Origin of the sequence: Streptomyces canus, assembly GCF_030815415.1 — a bacterium.
Taxonomy (GTDB): domain Bacteria; phylum Actinomycetota; class Actinomycetes; order Streptomycetales; family Streptomycetaceae; genus Streptomyces; species Streptomyces canus_F.
This window is the reverse complement of the sequence record NZ_JAUSWW010000001.1, coordinates 10,409,767-10,427,109: the sequence shown is the minus strand read 5'-3', so window position 1 is coordinate 10,427,109 and position 17,343 is coordinate 10,409,767. Positions and strand designations below refer to the sequence as shown.

The window sequence follows — 17,343 nt, the reverse complement described above, 5'->3', positions numbered from 1 at the left end:
GATCGCTGGGTGTCCAGTGAACCTGTGCGGCCGGGCCGCACGAAGTATGTCCTGTTCGACGTCGACGGCACGTTGATCGACGCGCTGAGCAACCAACGCAAGGTCTGGGGAACCTGGGCGGAGCTGTACGGGCTGGATGCGGACGAGGTCTACCAGGTGGCTCTGCGGACGCGGCCGATGGAGACGTTCGCCCAGGTCGCTGCGGAGCGAGACCCGCGTGAGTGCCTGACCACGCTGCATGAGCTGGAGGACGAAGACGTCCGAACCGGCGTCTATGCGGCCTTCGATGGCGCGTCGGAGCTGCTGCACGGCCTGCCACTGAAGTCCTGGGCGCTGGTGACCTCGAACTACGAGCACCGAGTGCGCGGCCGTTTCCTGCGGACGGGCTTGCCGGTGCCGGGCCTGATCGTGGACGCGGCCGCTGTCGAGGAGGGCAAGCCCTCTCCCGTCCCGTATCTGCTGGCCGCCGAGCAGCTCGGAGCCGAGCCGGGAGACTGCCTGGTCATTGAGGATGCCCCGTCCGGAGTGCAGTCCGGGCTGGGCGCCGGGATGACGGTGTGGGGGGTGAACGCCGCTGCCGCGGTGGAGGGCGTGCATCGCCACTTCGTCAGTCTGCGTGAGGCAGTTCCTCACATCCTGGCCTTTGTGTCCGGCCCTCACGGGAATGCCGCAGCCTGAGCCTGCCCGTCGGCACCGGGTATCACTGAGATGATCTTCGAGTGGCTGGTGTGATCACGGCGTCCGAGCCGTCTTGGATAGTCCCCTTCACCGGGCTGAGCCCGCGCTGTCTCAGCAAACTGATCACTGCGCTGCGGCGCGAAGGCGTGGACGAGGCACGTCGGGGACGGCCGTGGAGCCTGCCCCTGGAGGACCGGGTGCTGCTCGTTGCCGCCTACTGGCGCACCAACTTGACGCTGCGACAGCTTGCCCCGCACTTCGGAATCTCGAAGTCGCCAGCCGACCGCATCATCGACCACCTCGGCCCTGCGCCCGCGCTCCAGCCGCGCAAGCGGTACCGCAAGGACACCGTGCTGATAGTGGACGGCACCCTGGTACCCACTCGGGACCACACAATCGCGAGCAGTCGAAGAACTACAGGTATTCGACCAACCATCAGGTCGTCATCGATGCCGACACTCAACTCGTGTTCGCCGTTGGCCGGCCGGTGGCCGGCAACCGCAACGACTGCAAGGCATGGGAGCTGTCCGGCGCGAAGGATGCCGTCGGCCGTACCACGGTGATCGCGGACGGCGGTTACCGGGGCACCGGTCTGGTCATCCCGCACCGCCGCGAGCCCGGCCAGACAGAACTCCCGGCGTGGAAAGAGCAACACAACACCTCCCACCACAAGGTCCGCGCCCGCGGAGTGGGGCCCAACGGGCCGTCGCCGTCAGGGGGCTGGTCCGGTTGTCCGGACGTTGATGCGGCGCGGGTGCGCTCCAGGGACTGCGCGACGCGGTCTGCGAGCTGGGCCATCAGCCGCTCGCGGCCGGTCAGGTGCACGAAGGGTGCCGCCTGTCGGATGTCGTCCAGAGTCGCCCCGTCGTGCCAAGCTCGGGTGAGCACGGCGGCGGGCGCGGTGTGCTCCCGGCCGCCGACCAAGCCGGCCAGGACCTGGCGGATGCCGGAGAGGCAGCCCGGATCCTCGGGTACAAGGACGCACACAGCTTCCTCAGCGCACTCGGCCACGGACTCCTACCCGAGCTCGAGCAGCCCGACGGCTACGAGTACCGCCGCGGCAGCGCCGGCCGACCCCGCCAGCAACGCTGGAAACGAGACCGCCTCCAGGAACTGGCCGCCCGCCGCTCCCCGGCGCCCTGAGGCACCCATCCCGCAGCCCCTTGCGCGGGATACCGCAAGAACGTGGCATCTGGTTGAAGGGATCGACGAACTCCCGGCGGGCCAGACGCCACACGATGGCCGGTATGGAGAGGTCAGCCAACCCCTCCCCCGCGAAGCCCGCTTCGCGGAACCGGCCATCGCTATTTCCGTCGTGGTCCTGCTACAGGCGGGCAGACCACGCACCCCCATCAACGTCGCAGTGCTGCTCGAGCACCACAATCGCGCCCCGGCCCCGACACCATGCCGCGGCGGCCCGTCCACCCGCATGCCGTGATCCGCACCAGTTGCCCGCCGCTGGCCGCCGGGCAACTGGTGAAAATTCTTCGGAATCGGATGTCACATCGGGAGCCTCTTCGCGCACTAAGAAGACATCTCATTTGGCGTGTTCGATAGTCTGCGGTCGTGGACATCGTGGAGCGTCTGGTGCCGGATGAGCTGTGGGAGCTGTGGGAGCTGTTCGAGCGGGTGGTGCCACCCGCTCCGACGCGGCCCCAGGGTGGTGGCCGTCGGCGGTACGGGAATCGAGAGGTGCTGGCCGCGATTGTGTTCGTGGCCACGTCAGGGTGTACGTGGAAGCAGTTGCCTCCGTCGTTCGGCCCGTCGGGGCCGACCGCGCACCGCCGGTTCAGCGAGTGGAGCCGGGCCCGGGTCTGGGCCAGGCTGCACCGCCTGGTGCTCGACGAGCTCGGTGCGCGTGGAGACCTGGACTGGTCGCGGTGTGCGATTGACTCGGTGAACATGCGGGCCCTGAAAGGGGGGACCTGACAGGTCCGAATCCTGTAGATCGGGGCAAGAAGGGCTCGAAAATCCACCTGATCACCGAGCGGACCGGTCTGCCCGTCTCCGTCGGCATCTCGGGCGCCAACCTCCACGACAGTCAGGCCCTTCAGCCGCTCGTGCGGGGGATCCCGCCGATCCGCTCCCGCCGTGGTCCCCGTCGGCGCAAGCCCGCCAAACTCCACGCCGACAAGGGCTATGACTACGACTACCTGCGCCGATGGTTACGTGAGCGGGGCATCACCCATCGCATCGCACGCAAGGGCATCGAGACCTCGCAACGACTGGGCCGCCACCGTTGGAAAATAGAGCGCACCATGGCCTGGCTCGCCGGATGCCGGCGCCTCCATCGCCGCTACGAGCGCAAGGCGGAACACTTCCTGGCCTTCACGGCCATCGCCTGCGCCCTCATTTGCTACCGCCGACTTGCCAAATGAGACGACTTCTAAGCAATAACCCGGCCGCGGTTGGCGGGGTGCGCTTCACTGGACGGGCAGAGGAGGAGAGCCGATGGAAGCCTCGTTGGTGACCGCGGGCATGTGTGTGGTCGCTTACGCAGCCCGCTGCCTGATGGTGTGGGTGCGTACCCGGCGGGACGCGGACGCTGCCGTCTCTCAGCACCGCGCCGGGGCACGCATGGTTCGAGCCCTGCCTACAGGCAGCCGGGTCCGGATGCGCTCTGCCGCCGGAGACGAGGTGGTGATCGAAGTCGGCAAGCAGATCACCCGACGAGCGCAGGGGCCACATGGTGGATGACATCTCCCCTCTGTCCGCCAGGTCGGCCTCGGCACGCCTGGGAACCGTGCTCGAGCCGCAGGCCTTTGCCGATGTCTACCGGGCGGAGATGCCGCTGCTGGCCCGATTCGTGATGAAACACGGCGCCAGTCCGCAGGAAGCCGCGGACGCTGCCCACGAGGCATTCGCTCAGGCATATGAGAATTGGGACAGGATCCGGTATCCGGCGCGGTGGCTGCGCACCGTGGCCACTCGGATCTACTTCAGGGCGAAGCTCCGCGAAGACCTCCCTGGCGAACTGCCCTCACCCCGTGCCGAGTTTCATCTGCCCACGAACATCGAGCTCAGCGATCAAGAGCGCGACGTGTATGCCGCCCTCGCCGAACTGCCGCCTCGACAACGGCAGGTCATGGCCTGGTACTACGACTGGTACACGGTCCCGGAGATCGCCGAGGTACTCAGCATCGCGGAAGACGCAGTACGGCAGAGCCTGTGCCGAGCCCGGGCCGCGCTCAAGGCCCACCGAAGCCAGCAAGGAGGTGTCCGATGAGCGAGTACCACGACGTGTTCCCCGACGACGACCCAGAGCTGGACTCCTGGCTGAAAGCTGTCGACCAATCAACGCTGTCCGCGGTGAAGAACGGCATGGACCTCTCCGTCGGCCTGCACGCCATCACCGGCCAGACAAGCCCGGCCGCCGAAGCACTCCCCCTTCAGCCACCGCCGACGCAGCACGTCACACCGCGAACCGCCTACTCACCACCGCCCCAGGACACCCCTCGCCCCGAAGGCGAAGGATGGATCAAAGGCACCGTCAAATGGTTCAACGAAGACAAGGGATACGGCTTCATCGCCGTCGCCGGCGGCTCGGACGTCTTCATCCACCGCACAGCCCTCGACGACACCATCGACACCCTCGTAGAAGGCGAACCCGTATGGTTCCGCCTCAGCATGCGCAAGCCAGGAAGCAGCAAAAGGGAACCCGTCGAGGTCGTCAAAGTACTGCGCGGCGCATAACACACCCCATGCGCCGCCCCCATGGCTTCGTTCACTATCAGCGACAGCGTTTGTCGAGCAGCAGCCGAACGTTCGCCTGTCGGGGAATGGTCACGAGAAGTGACGGCAGCGCCCTGTCGCCCATACGGGTGGGGTGATCGACGTCCGTGCGCTGCGGCGCCACCCACGGCCGGTGCTGGCCATCGTACGAATGGGCAGACTTGATCATGTCTTCGGGGTGACCATGGGGCATGACGGGCTGGCGGCGGGTGTGTTGGTGGGGGCTTGCTCTGTTGGGAGCAGGTGCGGCGGTGGGGTTGTTGGTATGGGTGACGGCCGCTCACCCGGAAGGATCCGGTCAGGCCTGGGGCGTCGCCGGGTCGGTGGCCGGGGTCGCCGCGCTGGGAGTGTCGCTGTGGCAGCTGCGCCCGCCGGCCCCCAACCCTGTCCCTGTACCGCCGCCCAGTCCGGCGGAGCCGGTAACCGGGGAGCGCGGGGCGATCGTGGCGCGCGGGAACGTGACCGGCTCCTCGACCCGGTACACCGGACCGGCACCTGCCGTTCCCGCGGCGCCGCCGCCTGGTGGCACGCCGGGGCTGACGGGTAGCGACGGCGCGATCGTCGCGGGCGAGGACGTCGACGACTCGCACACCGAGTACCGCCCGTGACCGGAACGTCCGGGGAGGCGGTGGGGCAGCCGGCGCCACCCGCCGGACTGCACGGGAGCTCTGGCGCGATCGTCGCCGGCGGTGACGTGACTGCCTCGTCGACGCAAGTCATCGAGGCGGGGCAGGCATTCGTGCTCCCTCCCGAGGCGTATGCGCCGATCCCGGACGATGCTGCGGCTGGCGGGGTGTCGAACATCGGGACCGATCTGTTCGTCGGCCGCATCGACGAACTTGCCACGCTGGAGACGGCGTTCGCCCGACCGGGCGAGGTCGTCGTGCATGCGGTGCACGGGCTGGGCGGGGTCGGCAAGTCGGCGCTCGCCGCACGCTGGGCGGCGAGACGGCCCGAGAAGGTGCGCTGGTGGGTCACCGCTGACACCCCGGCCGCCGTCGACGCGGGGATGGCCGCGCTGGCGCGGGCCCTTCAGCCCGGACTGACCGGGCTGCCCGCCGAACTACAGGGCGAACGCGCCGTGGCATGGCTCGCCGGCCATGCCGGATGGCTGCTCGTACTGGACAACGTCGAGGACCCCGTGCACATCCGCCCGCTCTTGGACCGCCTGCCGGGCGGCCGGGTCCTGGTCACCACCCGCCGCGCGACCGGATGGCACCGCGATGCCACCGCCATCCGCCTCGGCGTGTTCGACCCGGCCGAAGCTGTCGACTTGTTCACCCGCATCTTCTCGCACCACGGCCCCCGTAACACCGACGGCGCCGACGCCGTGTGCGCGGAACTCGGCTACCTGGCCCTGGCGGTGGAACAGGCCGCCGCCTACTGCGCCGAAACCGGCACAAGCCCCCGCGAATACCTGGACATGCTGGCCCAATGGCCCGCCACGATGTTCGCCGCAGGCACCGCGGGCGGCGACTCCGAACGCACCATCGCCCGGATCTGGCACCTCACCCTCAACCGCCTCGCCGACACCCCCCTCGCCGGCAGCCTCCTGCGGATCCTGGCCTGGTACGCCCCCGACAACATCCCACGCGACCTGCTCCAGGGCCTGGCCGAACCCCCCCAACTCGCCACCGCGATCGGCCGGCTCGCCGCCTACAGCATGATCACCGACAACCACGACGGCACCCTGACCATCCACCGCCTGCTCCAGGCCCTCGCCCGCACCCCCGACGCGGGCGACACCCACCGCACCCCCGAAGCCGTCGACCACGCCCGCGACCAGGCCGCCGCGCTCCTCGCGGAAGCCTTCTCCACCGACGTCCATCAGCCCGAGACCTGGCCCCGGTGCAGAGCCCTGCTCCCGCACACCGACGCCCTCACCCGCCACCACACCCCAGACCATGACACCACCCACACCGCCCACGCCCTCGACCGCGCCGCCGCCTACCAAAGCGGACAAGGCTCCCTCACCCCCGCCATCCACGCCTTCCAACGCGCCCTCGCCACCCGGGACCGGGTGCTGGGCGGCGACCACCCCCACACCCTGACCTCGCGCAACAACCTCGCGCACGCGTACCAGGCGGCGGGGGACCTGGGCCGCGCCATCCCCCTGTTCGAGCGCACCCTCGCCACCCGGGAGCGGGTGTTGGGCGGCGACCACCGTCACACCCTGACCTCACGCAACAACCTCGCGCACGCGTATCAGGAGGCGGGGGATCTGAGCCGGGCCATCCCCCTGCACGAACACACCCTGACGGAGCGGGAGCGGGTGCTGGGCGAAGACGACCCACAGACGCTGACCTCGCGCAACAACCTCGCGTACGCGTATCAGGAGGCGGGGGATCTGGGCCGAGCCATCCCCCTGTACGAGGGAACCCTGACGGAGCGGGAGCGCGTGCTGGGCGGCGACCACCCCGACGCGCTGGCCTCGCGCAACAACCTCGCGTACGCGTACCGGGCAGCGGGGGATCTGGGCCTGGCCATCCGCCTGTACGAGCGCACATTAACGGATTGCGAGCGGGTGCTGGGCGCTGACCACCCCCACACCCTGACCTCACGCAACAACCTCGCGAGCGCGTACAAGGAGGCGGGTGATCTGGGCCGAGCCATCCCCATGCACGAGCGCGCCCTGGAGGAATACGAGCGCGTGCTGGGCGGCGACCACCCCGACACCCTGACCTCACGCAACAACCTCGCGCACTCGTATCAGGAGGCGGGGGATCTGGGCCGAGCCATCGCCCTATACGAGCGCACCCTGGAGGATTACGAGCGCGTGCTGGGCGGCGACCACCCCAGCACGCTGCTCTCGCGCAACAATCTCGCAGGCGCGTACCGGGCAGCGGGGGATCTGGGCCGGGCCATCCGCCTGTACGAGCGCACCCTGACGGAGCGGGAGCGGGTGCTGGGCGGCGACCATCCCGACGCGCTAGCCTCGCGCAACAACCTCGCGGGCGCGTATCAGGAGGCGGGGGATCTGGGCCGGGCCATCCGCCTGTACGAGCGCAACGTGGAGGATTACAAGCGCGTGCTGGGCGGCGACCACCCCGACACCCTGACCTCACAAAGCAACCTCGCGTACGCGTACCGGGAGGCGGGGGATCCGGGCCGGGCCATCCCCCTGTACGAACGCACCCTGACGGAGCGGGTGCTGGGCGGCGACCACCCCAACACGCTGCTCTCGCGCAACAACCTCGCAGGCGCGTATCAGGAGGCGGGGGATCTGGGCCGGGCCATCTCCCTGCACGAGCGCAACGTGGAGGACTACGAGCGCGTGCTGGGCGGCGACCACCCCAGCACGCTGCTCTCGCGCAACAACCTCGCAGGCGCGTATCAGGAGGCGGGGCATCTGGGCCGGGCCATCCCCCTGTACGAACGCACCCTCGCGGACTGCGAGCGAGCGTTGAGCCCGGAGCATCCGGCGATCGCGGTGGTGCGGGCGAACCTGGAGCGGGCGCGGTCCATGTAGCGGTTCCGGCCGGCGGCCGTGAGTCGACAGGCGGAGCCTCACAGTGAGCGCGACGCGTATCACAGGGGGCCGGGCGAGCCAGAGCATCGCAAGGCGCTGCGCATGGGTGGCGGCCGGAGTGAAGACGCCGACCGGTGCGGGTGTTCGGGAAGGCTGCCGCCGGCGGGGACGGTCCAGTCGGTGAAGCCCCAGCGAGCGCGTTCACGGACCAGCCCTGGGTCACAGCTCTCGGGGCAGGCCGCGCTGCCTGTGCAGGTATGGCCGCAGCGCACGGCGCTGGCTCGTTGCTTTGGTCACGGCGATGCTATTTGGGACCACCGAGGCGTCTCCAAGCGGCCCCGATCTGTGAAGATCAATGCTCGTGAAGGCGGCCTGAAACTCGTCCACTTGGCCCCCGCGCTGGTCACTGATGGAGCCGATTCAGGCCGTCCCAGGCCGAGCTTCACAAACTGGGGCCGCTTGGAGGCGCCTCGGTGGAGCCGGAAGAAGCCGCTGTAGCCACACATGGCCGAGCGCGAGCGATACAGGCTCGCTCTGGCCGGACCGCCCATGGATCACAGCACGCCGTACGCAACACACCTGTCTCCGGGGGCGCCCGGTGACAGGTCCGACAAGTCGAGCAGCACCGGGCAGGCCTGCAGACGCAGAAAGCGGGCTCCTGCAGCTGACCTTGCGCGCAGTGAACGGGCAGAACGTGCGCCAGACCGGCGCCGGGACGGTGGTCAGGCTGCGGCGAGGGCGGCACCCGCGGCGTCGAGGAAGTCGGTGTGCGCGGTCTGGTACTGGCCCGGGGAGGCGTTCACGTCCAGGGAGCGTTCCAAGGCCTCGGCAGCGGAGCTGACCGGATCGGGCCCTTCGAGCTGGACGAGGGTAAGTGCCTCGGTGACGGCGCTCACGGCTGCACGGTAGCGGTCGCGGCAGCCAGCCGCCTCGGAGGTGCCGAAGGCCCGCTGCCACTCGAGGCGACGCTGATGGCCGACGTCGGTGGCGGCGAGGAAGGCAGCGTAGGCGGTCCGGCGCACCTCACGCTGCGCGGCGAGGTGCTGGGCGGTCAGCGTCTGTCGGGCCACGTCGAGTTGGGCATCGGCCTGCAACCGTCCGGCCTCCCAAGCGGCATCCGCCTGCCGGCGTCCCGCCTCCCAGGCCGCATCCGCCTGACGCTGGCCGGCCGCCCAGGCCGCATCCGCCTGCCGGGCCGCCGCGTCGACCGTGCTCTGCGCCTGTTTCCGGGCGGCCGCCAGCGTGAACCATCCTGTGACCGAACCACCCGCGAGTGCACCGGCCACCGCCGAACCGGCGGCGATCCACGCCGTCGTCACCGCATCCGACACGGAACCCCCTGTCATCCAACCCGCAGTCCCACCGGTGCAGTGTGCCAGCCGCCGAGGACGCCCGCGGCAAAAGCACCAGCGCCGCCCGGAACGCCCGCGTTCGCGCCGCGGATGCGCTATGCGTCCTGCGGCAGACAGGCGAGCAGACCCGTCGCCGGTCAACTGCCCGCAGGCGAACTCTTGTTGCTGGACGCTGCATCACCCCGGCGGGCAGCGACATGATGGGGTGATGGCGCACCGGGATGCCGGCCGCGGCCGTCGCGTGGGCGCGTTCACAAACGGGCCCGGCAATCTGCGCTGGGCCGCCACTTACCCAGCGCACAGATAGCAGGCGCGATGACAGGGAATGAAGTGAACTCATCATGCCCGTGGTGTGTTGGCACGGCACGTCTGCCGAGGGTGGCGGTTGCCGATTCACCGGTAGGAGCATGAACACCGGTGGAGGCAGGACGGCCTGGGGGGATGGGTGCCTGAAGAACACACGACGTGTGCTGCGGCCGGGCGTGAGCTACGCAGCAGGCTGAATGATCGTCTGGCTGTGAGTCGTTTGACCAAGACACAGCTTGCCAACCGGTCGGGGCTGGGGCGCGCCACCGTCTCGGAGGCCTTTCGGCCCGATGGTCGGCTGCCGTCGGCCAAGACGGTGGCAGCGCTGGCACGGGCCTTGGGGATCCCGGCACACGCGCTTCTGGAGTTGCGGCGGACCGCAGCCAGCGGGGCAGGCTCAGCCGTGAACGCAGGGCCGGTGCTGGGCAAGCCCGTCGAGGACTGGGAACCGCATTCCTTGGAGGTGCACCCGGCCGGGAGCACCGCGAACGGGCAGGAGGCGGGTGCGCTCGAAGATCGGATACTGCCCGGCTATGTGCACCGTGAGCACGACTGTGTGCTGGCCGCGGCGGTGCAGGAGGCCACAGAGGGCCACAGCCGCATGGTGGTGCTGGTCGGGAGCTCCTCCACGGGAAAGACCAGGGCATGTTGGGAAGCGGTTCAGCCGCTCGCAGGCACAGGATGGCGGCTCTGGCATCCCTTCGATCCGACCCGGGCGGAGGCCGCACTGGAGGACTTGAGCCGGGTTCAGCCGCGGACCGTGGTGTGGTTGAACGAAGCTCAGCACTACCTCGACAGCCAGAGTGCGGGCGAGCGCATCGCTGCTGCCCTGCATCACCTGCTCACCGATCCAGCACGGGGGCCAGTACTCATCCTGGGGACGCTGTGGCCCGAGTACGCCAGGCAGTACACCGCTCTGCCGACCTCGAACGGCTCGGACTCCCACAGCAGAGTGCGCGAGTTAATCGCCGGCCGCACCGTGTCCGTGCCCAACTCCTTCGATGCCGCCGCCCTGGATCGCGCTGCAGACCTAGCGGACAGCGGTGACCGACTGTTGGCCGATGCGCTCACCCGAGCCCGGGCCGACGGACGCGTGACGCAGGACCTCGCCGGCGCACCCCAGCTTCTGCACCGATACGAGCACGGCACGGCGGCGGCCCGCGCTCTGCTCGAAGCGGCGATGGATGCCCGCCGCCTGGGTCTCGGGCTGCACCTTTCCCAGCCGTTTCTCACCGACGCAGCCGCCGACTACCTCACCGATGTCGACTACGACCAACTCACCGAGGACTGGGCGGAAGCCGCCTACGCCGAGCTCGCCCGCCTCGTCCACGGAAAACAGGCACCCTTGCGTCGCGTCAACCCCCGCCCCGAACGCCGCCGGCCGCAAGGACCGTCGGCGCCGTCGCCCACCCCTGCTGGGCCTGTCTTCCGCCTTGCCGACTATCTGGAGCAGCACGGCCGGGCCGTCCGTCGGCTGCTGTGCCCGCCCGCAAGTTTCTGGCACGCCGGCCATACGCATCTCACCCGGGTCGACGACCTCAAGGCCCTGGCCACAGCGGCCCAAAGGCGGCACCGACTGCAGTGGGCACACCACCTTACCTGCCGCGCGGCTGACGCCGGCGACGCTGACGCCCTGGTCTACCTCTCCCGCTTTCGGGAGCGATCCGGGCAACACGAGGCGGCCGAGGCGCTGGCGGCGCAGGCGGCGCAGGCCGGCGACACCCGGGCGCTGGCGCAGTTGGCCCGGGCCCGCGAGAAGGCGGGTAGCAAAGAACGCGCCGAGGCGCTCGCCCAACAGGCCGCCGGCGCCGGGGACGGTCGGGCTCTGCTCCGGCTCGCTCATGTCCGGGAACAGTCCGGAAACCGCGATGGTGCCGAGCACCTCTACCGGGAGGCCGCTGCGGCGGGCAGCACCGAAGCAATGATCCAACTGATGCGGATCCGCCGAGAAGCCGGAGACGCCCGGGGAGCCGAAGAGGCCGGCTGGCAAGCCGTCAGAGCAGGCAGCGAACAGGCGTTGGTCCAACTGGTCCGGATCTGGCAGGAGAACGGTCGCGAGCAAAAGGCTGAGGCCCTGGCCCGGCGCGCGGCCGCAGCCGGCCAACTGGGTGCCTTGACGGACTTGGCGCTGACGCGGGAGAAGTCGGGTGACCGGCAGGGAGGCGAAGCCCTGGCCCGGTACGCGCTCGACCTCGGCAGCCCGGCCGCGCTGGCCGAACTGGTATGGGTCCGGGAGGAGGCCGGAGACCACGCGACTGCTGACGACTTCGCCCGGCAAGCAGCGGCAGCCGGCAACACCCAAGTCCTGTTGAGCCTCATGCGCGAGCGAGAGAAAGCGGGCGACAAAAAGGGCGCCGAAGCCCTGGCCAGGCACGCCACCGACCTGTCAGATCGTCGCTCGTCAGGCGATCATCCCCTGGAGGGCAGAGGGACCGCGCACCTAAGGGGTGTCGCGGCAGCCGACTGGCGTGCTCCTGCGTCCCACGAGACGTATGCCTTGCTAGCGCTGGCCCGGCTACGGGAGCAGGCCGGTGACGACGTCGACGCCGAGGGCCTCTTCCAACAGGCGGCCGATGCAGGCGACATCGAAGCCCTTGCGTCGCTGGCCCGGCTACGAGACAAAGCAGGAGAGCACGCAAAGGCGGAAGCCCTGGCCCGACGGGCGGCCGCCGCCGGCAACGCCGGTGCCCTGATCCACCTGGCACGATCCCGAGAGCGGGACGCCGAGTTGGCGGCGGCTGCGGTCCTGTTTCAACAGGCCGTCGACGCCGGCAGCCGCAGGACGCTCGCGGATCTTGCCCGTGTGCGTGACAAGGCAGGCGACCGGACAGGCGCCGAGACTCTCGTGCTGGACGCGGCCCACAGCGGCAACGTCCACCCTCTGCGCGAACTGGTCCGCACCTGGGAGAAAGCAGGGGACTATGCGGCAGCCGAAACCCTCTCCGTCCGCGCAGCCGACGCAGGCAACATCTACGCACTGCTCGATCTGGCCGTGACCAGGGGAACAGCTGGAGACCACACAGGAGCCCAAAGCCTCCTGCGGCGCGCGGCTGACGCGGGCAGCGCTCACGCCATGTTCGAACTCGCCCAGAAAAGAGAACGAGCCGGAGACCACGCAGGGGCAGAAACCCTCGCCCGGCAGGCAGCCGACACGGGCAGTGTGGGAAGCGTGTCGAATTCCAACACCTTCAGAACCTACGCACGACGGCAATGGCCCTACGGATTGGACCCCGACGGCACGCCCACCCCGCCCTGGACCTAGCCCTGCCAGAAGCGTGAACCGGTCGCCGCACGGGCGGGACCCTGCCAAGCACGATCGTTATAGAGTGCGGATCACTTCCTGGAGTACTTGTGGGCGGCGGCGTGATGCTTCCATCCGGGCGGTGATCGGCCGCCAGTGCCGAGCCCCGCAGGCGGCGTCCGAGTGCACCGTGCAGGCCGCATGACGGTCTGTGTAGCTACGGTGCCTTCCGGCTCCACCGAGGCGCCTCCAGCAGGCGCCAGTTTGTGAAGCTCGGCCTGGGACGGCCTGAATCGGCTCCATCAATCAGTGACCAGCGCGGGGGCAAGTGGGCGAGTTTCAGGCCGCCTTCACGAGCATTGATCTTCACAGATCGGGGCCGCTTGGAGACGCCTCGGTGGTCCCAAATGGCGTCGCCGTAGCCACCGTTGCTTTTCCCGGTGGCCCTGCTTCTGGGGTCATGTCCCGCGGGGTGGTGTAGTCACGGCAGCTGTTTCGATTCCGGTTGCGGGGTGATCTGCGGCTCGGGTGAGGTGGGCTGGGTGGTGAAGAGTTCGGCCATGGAGGCTTCGGAGAGGTAGCGGCGGTCGAAGACCTGCCATTCGTCGTGGAGTTCGGCCATGGAGGCTTCGGAGAGGTAGCGGCGGTCGAAGACCTGCCATTCGTCGTGGAGTTCGGCCAGGACCGCGGCGGCGAGCCGGTCCAGGGCGGCGGGGTTGGGGAACACCTGGACGACGTCGGCCCGCCGTTTGATCTCCCGGTTCAGCCGCTCCAGCGGGTTGGTCGACCAGATCTTCTTCCAGTGCGCCGGCGGGAAGTCCGCGAACGCGGTGATGTCCGGTGCGGCGTCCAGCAGCATCTTCTTGACCTGTGGGAACTGTCGTCCGAGCATGTCGGCGACCACGTTCAGCTGGCTGCGGACCTGTTCGGCGGTGGTCTGCGCGAAGACGGTGCGGATGGTGGCCGCGACCATCTCCCCGGAACCCTTTTCGATCACAGCGAAGACGTCGCGGACGAAGTGAACCCGGCAGCGTTGCCAGGCCGCACCGAGGAAGACCGTGCGGATCGCAGCCACCAGACCACTGTGGCTGTCGGAGATGACCAGCTGGACGTTCTCCAGGCCGCGGGCCCGCAACGAGCGCAGGAACTTCGTCCAGAACGGCTTCGATTCGCTGTCGCCGACCATCACGCCGAGGATCTCGCGGTGCCCGGTGGCCGAGATCCCGGTGGCGATGACCACGGCCTGCGAGGCGATCCGGTGATTCACCCGGGCCTTGCAGTAGGTGGCGTCCAGGAACACGTAGGGGAAGACGGTGTGATCCAGCGGCCGTTCCTTGAACGCGGTCAGTTCCTCATCCAGCTCGCCGCAGATCCGGGAGACCTCGGACTTGGAGATCCCGGAGTCCGCACCGAGTGCTTTGACCAGGTCATCCACGCTGCGGGTGGAGACGCCGTGCACGTATGCCTCCATCACCACGGCGAACAGTGCCCGGTCGATTCGCCGCCGGCGTTCCAGCAGCGAGGGGAAGAACGACCCGGTCCGCACCTTCGGGATCTTCAGGTCCAGGTCGCCGGCCTGGGTGGTCAGCAGACGGTCGCGGTGTCCGTTGCGCCAGGTCGTGCGCGTCTCGGAATGCTCACGCGGGGCGGCACCGATCACCTCGGTGGCCTCGGCCTCGATGAGCTCCTGCAAGATGCGCTCGCACACCACCCTGATTGCTTCAACTCCCTCTGCCCGACGTAGTGACTCCAGCAGCCGCATCAGCTCAGACTGGGACAAGGCCATCGCGTGCTCCTCCGGTTGAACTGCCCGTTCACCAGAGAGACTTACGCGATGGCCTGCCCTTGTTCAGGGAGCATGCACCGCCAGCGGATGCACGCCCCGGGCAGACACCAGCGCGTTCCGCGGCCAAGCCCGGCTACACCACTTCAAGGGACGCCATCGTCGTCGCAGCCGCGAATGCGCAGCCGTCACAGCCGATTGCGCAGCCGCCGCGGAGCCGGTTGCGCAGGCCCGGCCCCGCGATTGCGCAGCCGGATGTGAGGCAGCTGCCCGAGCCGGGCGATGCCGCACCGCCCCCCCTGCCCGCGTCTGCCAAAGGTGCGGGCGAGAAGACGCTGGTCACGACCAGAGTCGGGTTTTCGCATGCTGGCTGTGAGCTGCGGCTTTCCGAACGTGCCGACCCGCGCCGGCCTCGAGGGGAGGGCGAACGTTCTCGACTGCCCTGCGGGCTGCGGTTACTGAGATTTGCCGCATGATGTCGCGAGGAGGTGCTGGGCCCGCGAGGGCCGGCATCGCTCCCGGCCATCAGACGAAGATCACCGGTAGTCGCGCGCCGAGAGGCGGTCTTCGACGGCAGGCGCCTTGTGCGGTGTTCGGTGACCTTCTAGCGTCAGTCCACCATTGGCGATCAACGTGACGGGGGGCGTGAAGCGGTGAACGACGCCATCACATCGGCTGAAGGCGCTGGCAAGCCCGAGGCATCCAGTCGTCCCATACGTCATCTGCTGGCTCACTGGGGCCCCACGATCGTCTTCAACATCGCCGGGCCGATCTTGCTCTACGGCTACCTGACCGATCACGGGTGGAGCAAGGCGCATGCGCTGATGCTCGCCTCTCTGCTGCCGTTGGGGGAGATCGGTGTCATCTACGCGCTCCGCCGCCGGCTCGACGATTTCGGCGTCTTCACGTTGATCACGATGGGCTTGACGCTGGTGAGCATGGTGGCGTTCAACAGCGCTCGCGCAATCCTGATTAAGGATTCGCTGCTGATCGGCGTCATCGGCCTGGGGATTTTGCTGACGCTGGCGATGGCGCGTCCGTTCGCCTACTACATGGGCCGCAAGTTCGCCACCGACGGCACCGAGGCGAGTCGCGCCTGGTGGGAAAGCCTGTGGCGGTACGACGGCTTCCGGCGCACCCAACGGACGATCACCATCGTGTGGGGCGTCGCGTTCATGGTCGAGGCCGCCGTTCGCGTCCTGCTGACATACACGTTGTCCACGTCGGTCATGGTGAGCGTCAGCAGCATCGGGCCGTTCGCCGTGCTCGTCGTCCTCGTCTTCTGGACGATCCGCTACAGCCGGCGCAAGCAGGCCCAGGCTGAGCGGGCGCAGGAACCGGCCGAGGTGCCTGGTGCCACGGGACCGGCCGGGAACGGCACGGTGACCTGAGAGCAGGCTTTGCTGATGATCTATGCGTGCCGTGCCGGAGCTGCCTGACCCCTCGCAGGTCAAGGCCGCCCCTCTGCGACATCGTGCGGCGAAAGTCAGTAGTCGAGGATGCCGAGGTCGGTGTCGGGGCGGCAGTGCGGGCACGGGTCCACGCCGTCCGTAAGCGCGCGGACCGCCTGCTCCCGCGCCGCGCCCTTGGACCGCTTGCCCGCCATGTGGCAGCCGCCGACGTGTACGTAGACCGGCGGGGCGTGGTGGCCGATGCTCTGCTCGATCAGCCAGTCCGGCGCCGGCGGCCGGGCTGTGATGCTGCGCCGGCGTTCGGCCTCGCGGCGTTCCTCATCGACGATCCACCGCCGGGTACGGGCCAGATCCCGCTCCTGTACCCGCTCCAGGAAACGGAGCAGGACCAGCTTCGACGGACTTGAATCGTGCACACGTTCGATTATAGGCGGTAGCCTGACCCGCGCACCCCAGCCGTCCAGGAGGCACCGTGGACCACATGAGCCTCGACGAGCTGCTCAAGCGGTACGACGTCGACCTGAGCACACTGCCGGCCGCCCCGGCCAACCCTGCGGACCACGAGGTGCGAACCCGGATCACCACCAAGCCGCTACAGCCGTGCGCCGTGTGCGGGCAGGACAGCGCAACCGTGCGCGTCCTCATCACGGACCACGGACCCCGCTGGCTGGACCTGTGCTGGGACCACGGCTGGACCGTCGCCGAACCCTCGCCCCAGATGCCCACCACAACGGAGGGGATCCTCGCCGACCTCCGGGAAGTCATCACCGAACTCGCAGCCAAGACCGGTACCAAGGCATCACTGAAGCTATGGACGGACAAGGCCGGCTGGCAGGACGAACACCATGGATGACCCAAACCGCTACCACCTCACCCTCGCCACCGACGGCCGCGTGATGATGCACGGCTGGTGGGCCGACCAAGCCGTGGCACAAGCCAAGCTCACGGAATGGATCGGCGACTACGGGCGCCCCGGCGCCTCCATCACCCTCACCGACGAAGCAACCGGCGAGACGTTGACGACATGGCCGCAACAGCCGTAACTGCTGCCATGCTGAGCAGCATGCTCGAAGATCAGCTATCCGCCGACCAGCCCGCCGAGCCGGACGAGGCAGCCGAGGCGGCCGTGGACGACATCATCGACCCGGGCCTCGCACCCGACTGACAGCCAACGGCCGGCGAGTACCGGCTCACCGCCGAGTAGAGGTCAGGCTGCGGCCGCGTGCCGTGCCGCCTTCGTCGGCGAGGACGTCCTCGCCGACGACTCCGAGGACCAGGACGACGACGGCCAAGAGACCGGCAACAGCGAGCTGCGCGTGCCGTATCGAAAGCGTGGAAACGGTGCGCACCCTGGAGAACCGTCGCCCGTC

General features: G+C 69.0%; 15 protein-coding genes and 1 pseudogene. 12 read left to right on the top strand and 4 right to left on the bottom strand.

Features of this window, described 5'->3' with window-relative positions; all coding sequences use genetic code 11:
* Positions 1–9 precede the first annotated feature (9 nt).
* The 8 genes and pseudogenes from QF037_RS48830 to QF037_RS48795 all read left to right on the top strand — a co-directional run bounded on the left by QF037_RS48830 (position 10) and on the right by QF037_RS48795 (position 7,879).
* A complete protein-coding gene (locus tag QF037_RS48830; protein WP_307036798.1) occupies positions 10–678 on the top strand; it encodes an HAD family hydrolase in 669 nt (222 codons plus the stop codon).
* Between the two features lie 41 nt (positions 679–719).
* Positions 720–1,363, top strand: a pseudogene (locus tag QF037_RS48825) (transposase family protein); the annotation flags it as partial.
* Between the two features lie 182 nt (positions 1,364–1,545).
* Complete coding sequence (locus tag QF037_RS48820; protein ID WP_307037855.1) at positions 1,546–1,821, top strand: hypothetical protein; 276 nt, start codon at positions 1,546–1,548, stop codon at positions 1,819–1,821.
* A gap of 432 nt (positions 1,822–2,253) precedes the next feature.
* Positions 2,254–3,056 (top strand): IS5 family transposase gene (locus QF037_RS48815; RefSeq protein WP_373464003.1). Its coding sequence is split into 2 segments (ribosomal slippage): positions 2,254–2,593 and positions 2,593–3,056, totalling 804 coding nucleotides; the frame shifts between segments, so codons are not numbered across the junction.
* Between the two features lie 308 nt (positions 3,057–3,364).
* Positions 3,365–3,904, top strand: coding sequence for an RNA polymerase sigma factor (locus tag QF037_RS48810; protein WP_307036796.1), 540 nt, complete (start codon positions 3,365–3,367; stop codon positions 3,902–3,904).
* Between the two features lie 251 nt (positions 3,905–4,155).
* Entirely contained in the window at positions 4,156–4,371 is a 216-nt protein-coding gene (locus QF037_RS48805; RefSeq protein ID WP_307037802.1) for a cold shock domain-containing protein, read from the top strand.
* A gap of 290 nt (positions 4,372–4,661) precedes the next feature.
* Positions 4,662–5,018, top strand: coding sequence for a hypothetical protein (locus QF037_RS48800; RefSeq protein WP_307036794.1), 357 nt, complete (start codon positions 4,662–4,664; stop codon positions 5,016–5,018).
* Positions 5,015–7,879, top strand: coding sequence for a tetratricopeptide repeat protein (locus QF037_RS48795; RefSeq protein ID WP_307036792.1), 2,865 nt, complete (start codon positions 5,015–5,017; stop codon positions 7,877–7,879). Before QF037_RS48800 ends, QF037_RS48795 begins: the two co-directional genes overlap by 4 nt.
* 722 nt (positions 7,880–8,601) lie before the next feature.
* Here QF037_RS48795 and QF037_RS48790 read toward each other — a convergent pair.
* Positions 8,602–9,210, bottom strand: coding sequence for a hypothetical protein (locus QF037_RS48790; RefSeq protein WP_307036790.1), 609 nt, complete (start codon positions 9,208–9,210; stop codon positions 8,602–8,604).
* A 547-nt stretch (positions 9,211–9,757) separates the two neighbouring features.
* On the opposite strand from QF037_RS48790, the gene QF037_RS48785 reads away from it, so the two are divergent.
* Positions 9,758–12,799, top strand: a complete 3,042-nt coding sequence (locus QF037_RS48785; RefSeq protein WP_307036788.1) for a hypothetical protein — start codon at positions 9,758–9,760, stop codon at positions 12,797–12,799.
* Between the two features lie 460 nt (positions 12,800–13,259).
* On the opposite strand, the gene QF037_RS48780 is transcribed toward QF037_RS48785, so the two are convergent.
* A complete protein-coding gene (locus QF037_RS48780) occupies positions 13,260–14,564 on the bottom strand; it encodes an IS256 family transposase (RefSeq protein ID WP_307036787.1) in 1,305 nt (434 codons plus the stop codon).
* A 650-nt stretch (positions 14,565–15,214) separates the two neighbouring features.
* On the opposite strand from QF037_RS48780, the gene QF037_RS48775 reads away from it, so the two are divergent.
* A complete protein-coding gene (locus QF037_RS48775; RefSeq protein WP_307036785.1) occupies positions 15,215–15,952 on the top strand; it encodes a VC0807 family protein in 738 nt (245 codons plus the stop codon).
* A 95-nt stretch (positions 15,953–16,047) separates the two neighbouring features.
* Here QF037_RS48775 and QF037_RS48770 read toward each other — a convergent pair whose 3' ends face one another.
* The gene (locus tag QF037_RS48770; protein WP_307036783.1) at positions 16,048–16,389 is read right to left on the bottom strand and encodes a DUF6233 domain-containing protein; all 342 of its coding nucleotides are present in this window, start codon (positions 16,387–16,389) and stop codon (positions 16,048–16,050) included.
* A gap of 65 nt (positions 16,390–16,454) precedes the next feature.
* Between QF037_RS48770 and QF037_RS48765 the strand changes: the two genes are divergently transcribed.
* The gene (locus tag QF037_RS48765; RefSeq protein ID WP_307036781.1) at positions 16,455–16,826 is read left to right on the top strand and encodes a hypothetical protein; all 372 of its coding nucleotides are present in this window, start codon (positions 16,455–16,457) and stop codon (positions 16,824–16,826) included.
* Positions 16,819–17,016, top strand: a complete 198-nt coding sequence (locus QF037_RS48760; protein WP_307036779.1) for a hypothetical protein — start codon at positions 16,819–16,821, stop codon at positions 17,014–17,016. Before QF037_RS48765 ends, QF037_RS48760 begins: the two co-directional genes overlap by 8 nt.
* 147 nt (positions 17,017–17,163) lie before the next feature.
* Here QF037_RS48760 and QF037_RS48755 read toward each other — a convergent pair whose 3' ends face one another.
* On the bottom strand, positions 17,164–17,322 hold the full coding sequence (locus QF037_RS48755; RefSeq protein WP_307036777.1) for a hypothetical protein: 159 nt from the start codon (positions 17,320–17,322) through the stop codon (positions 17,164–17,166).
* Positions 17,323–17,343 lie beyond the last annotated feature (21 nt).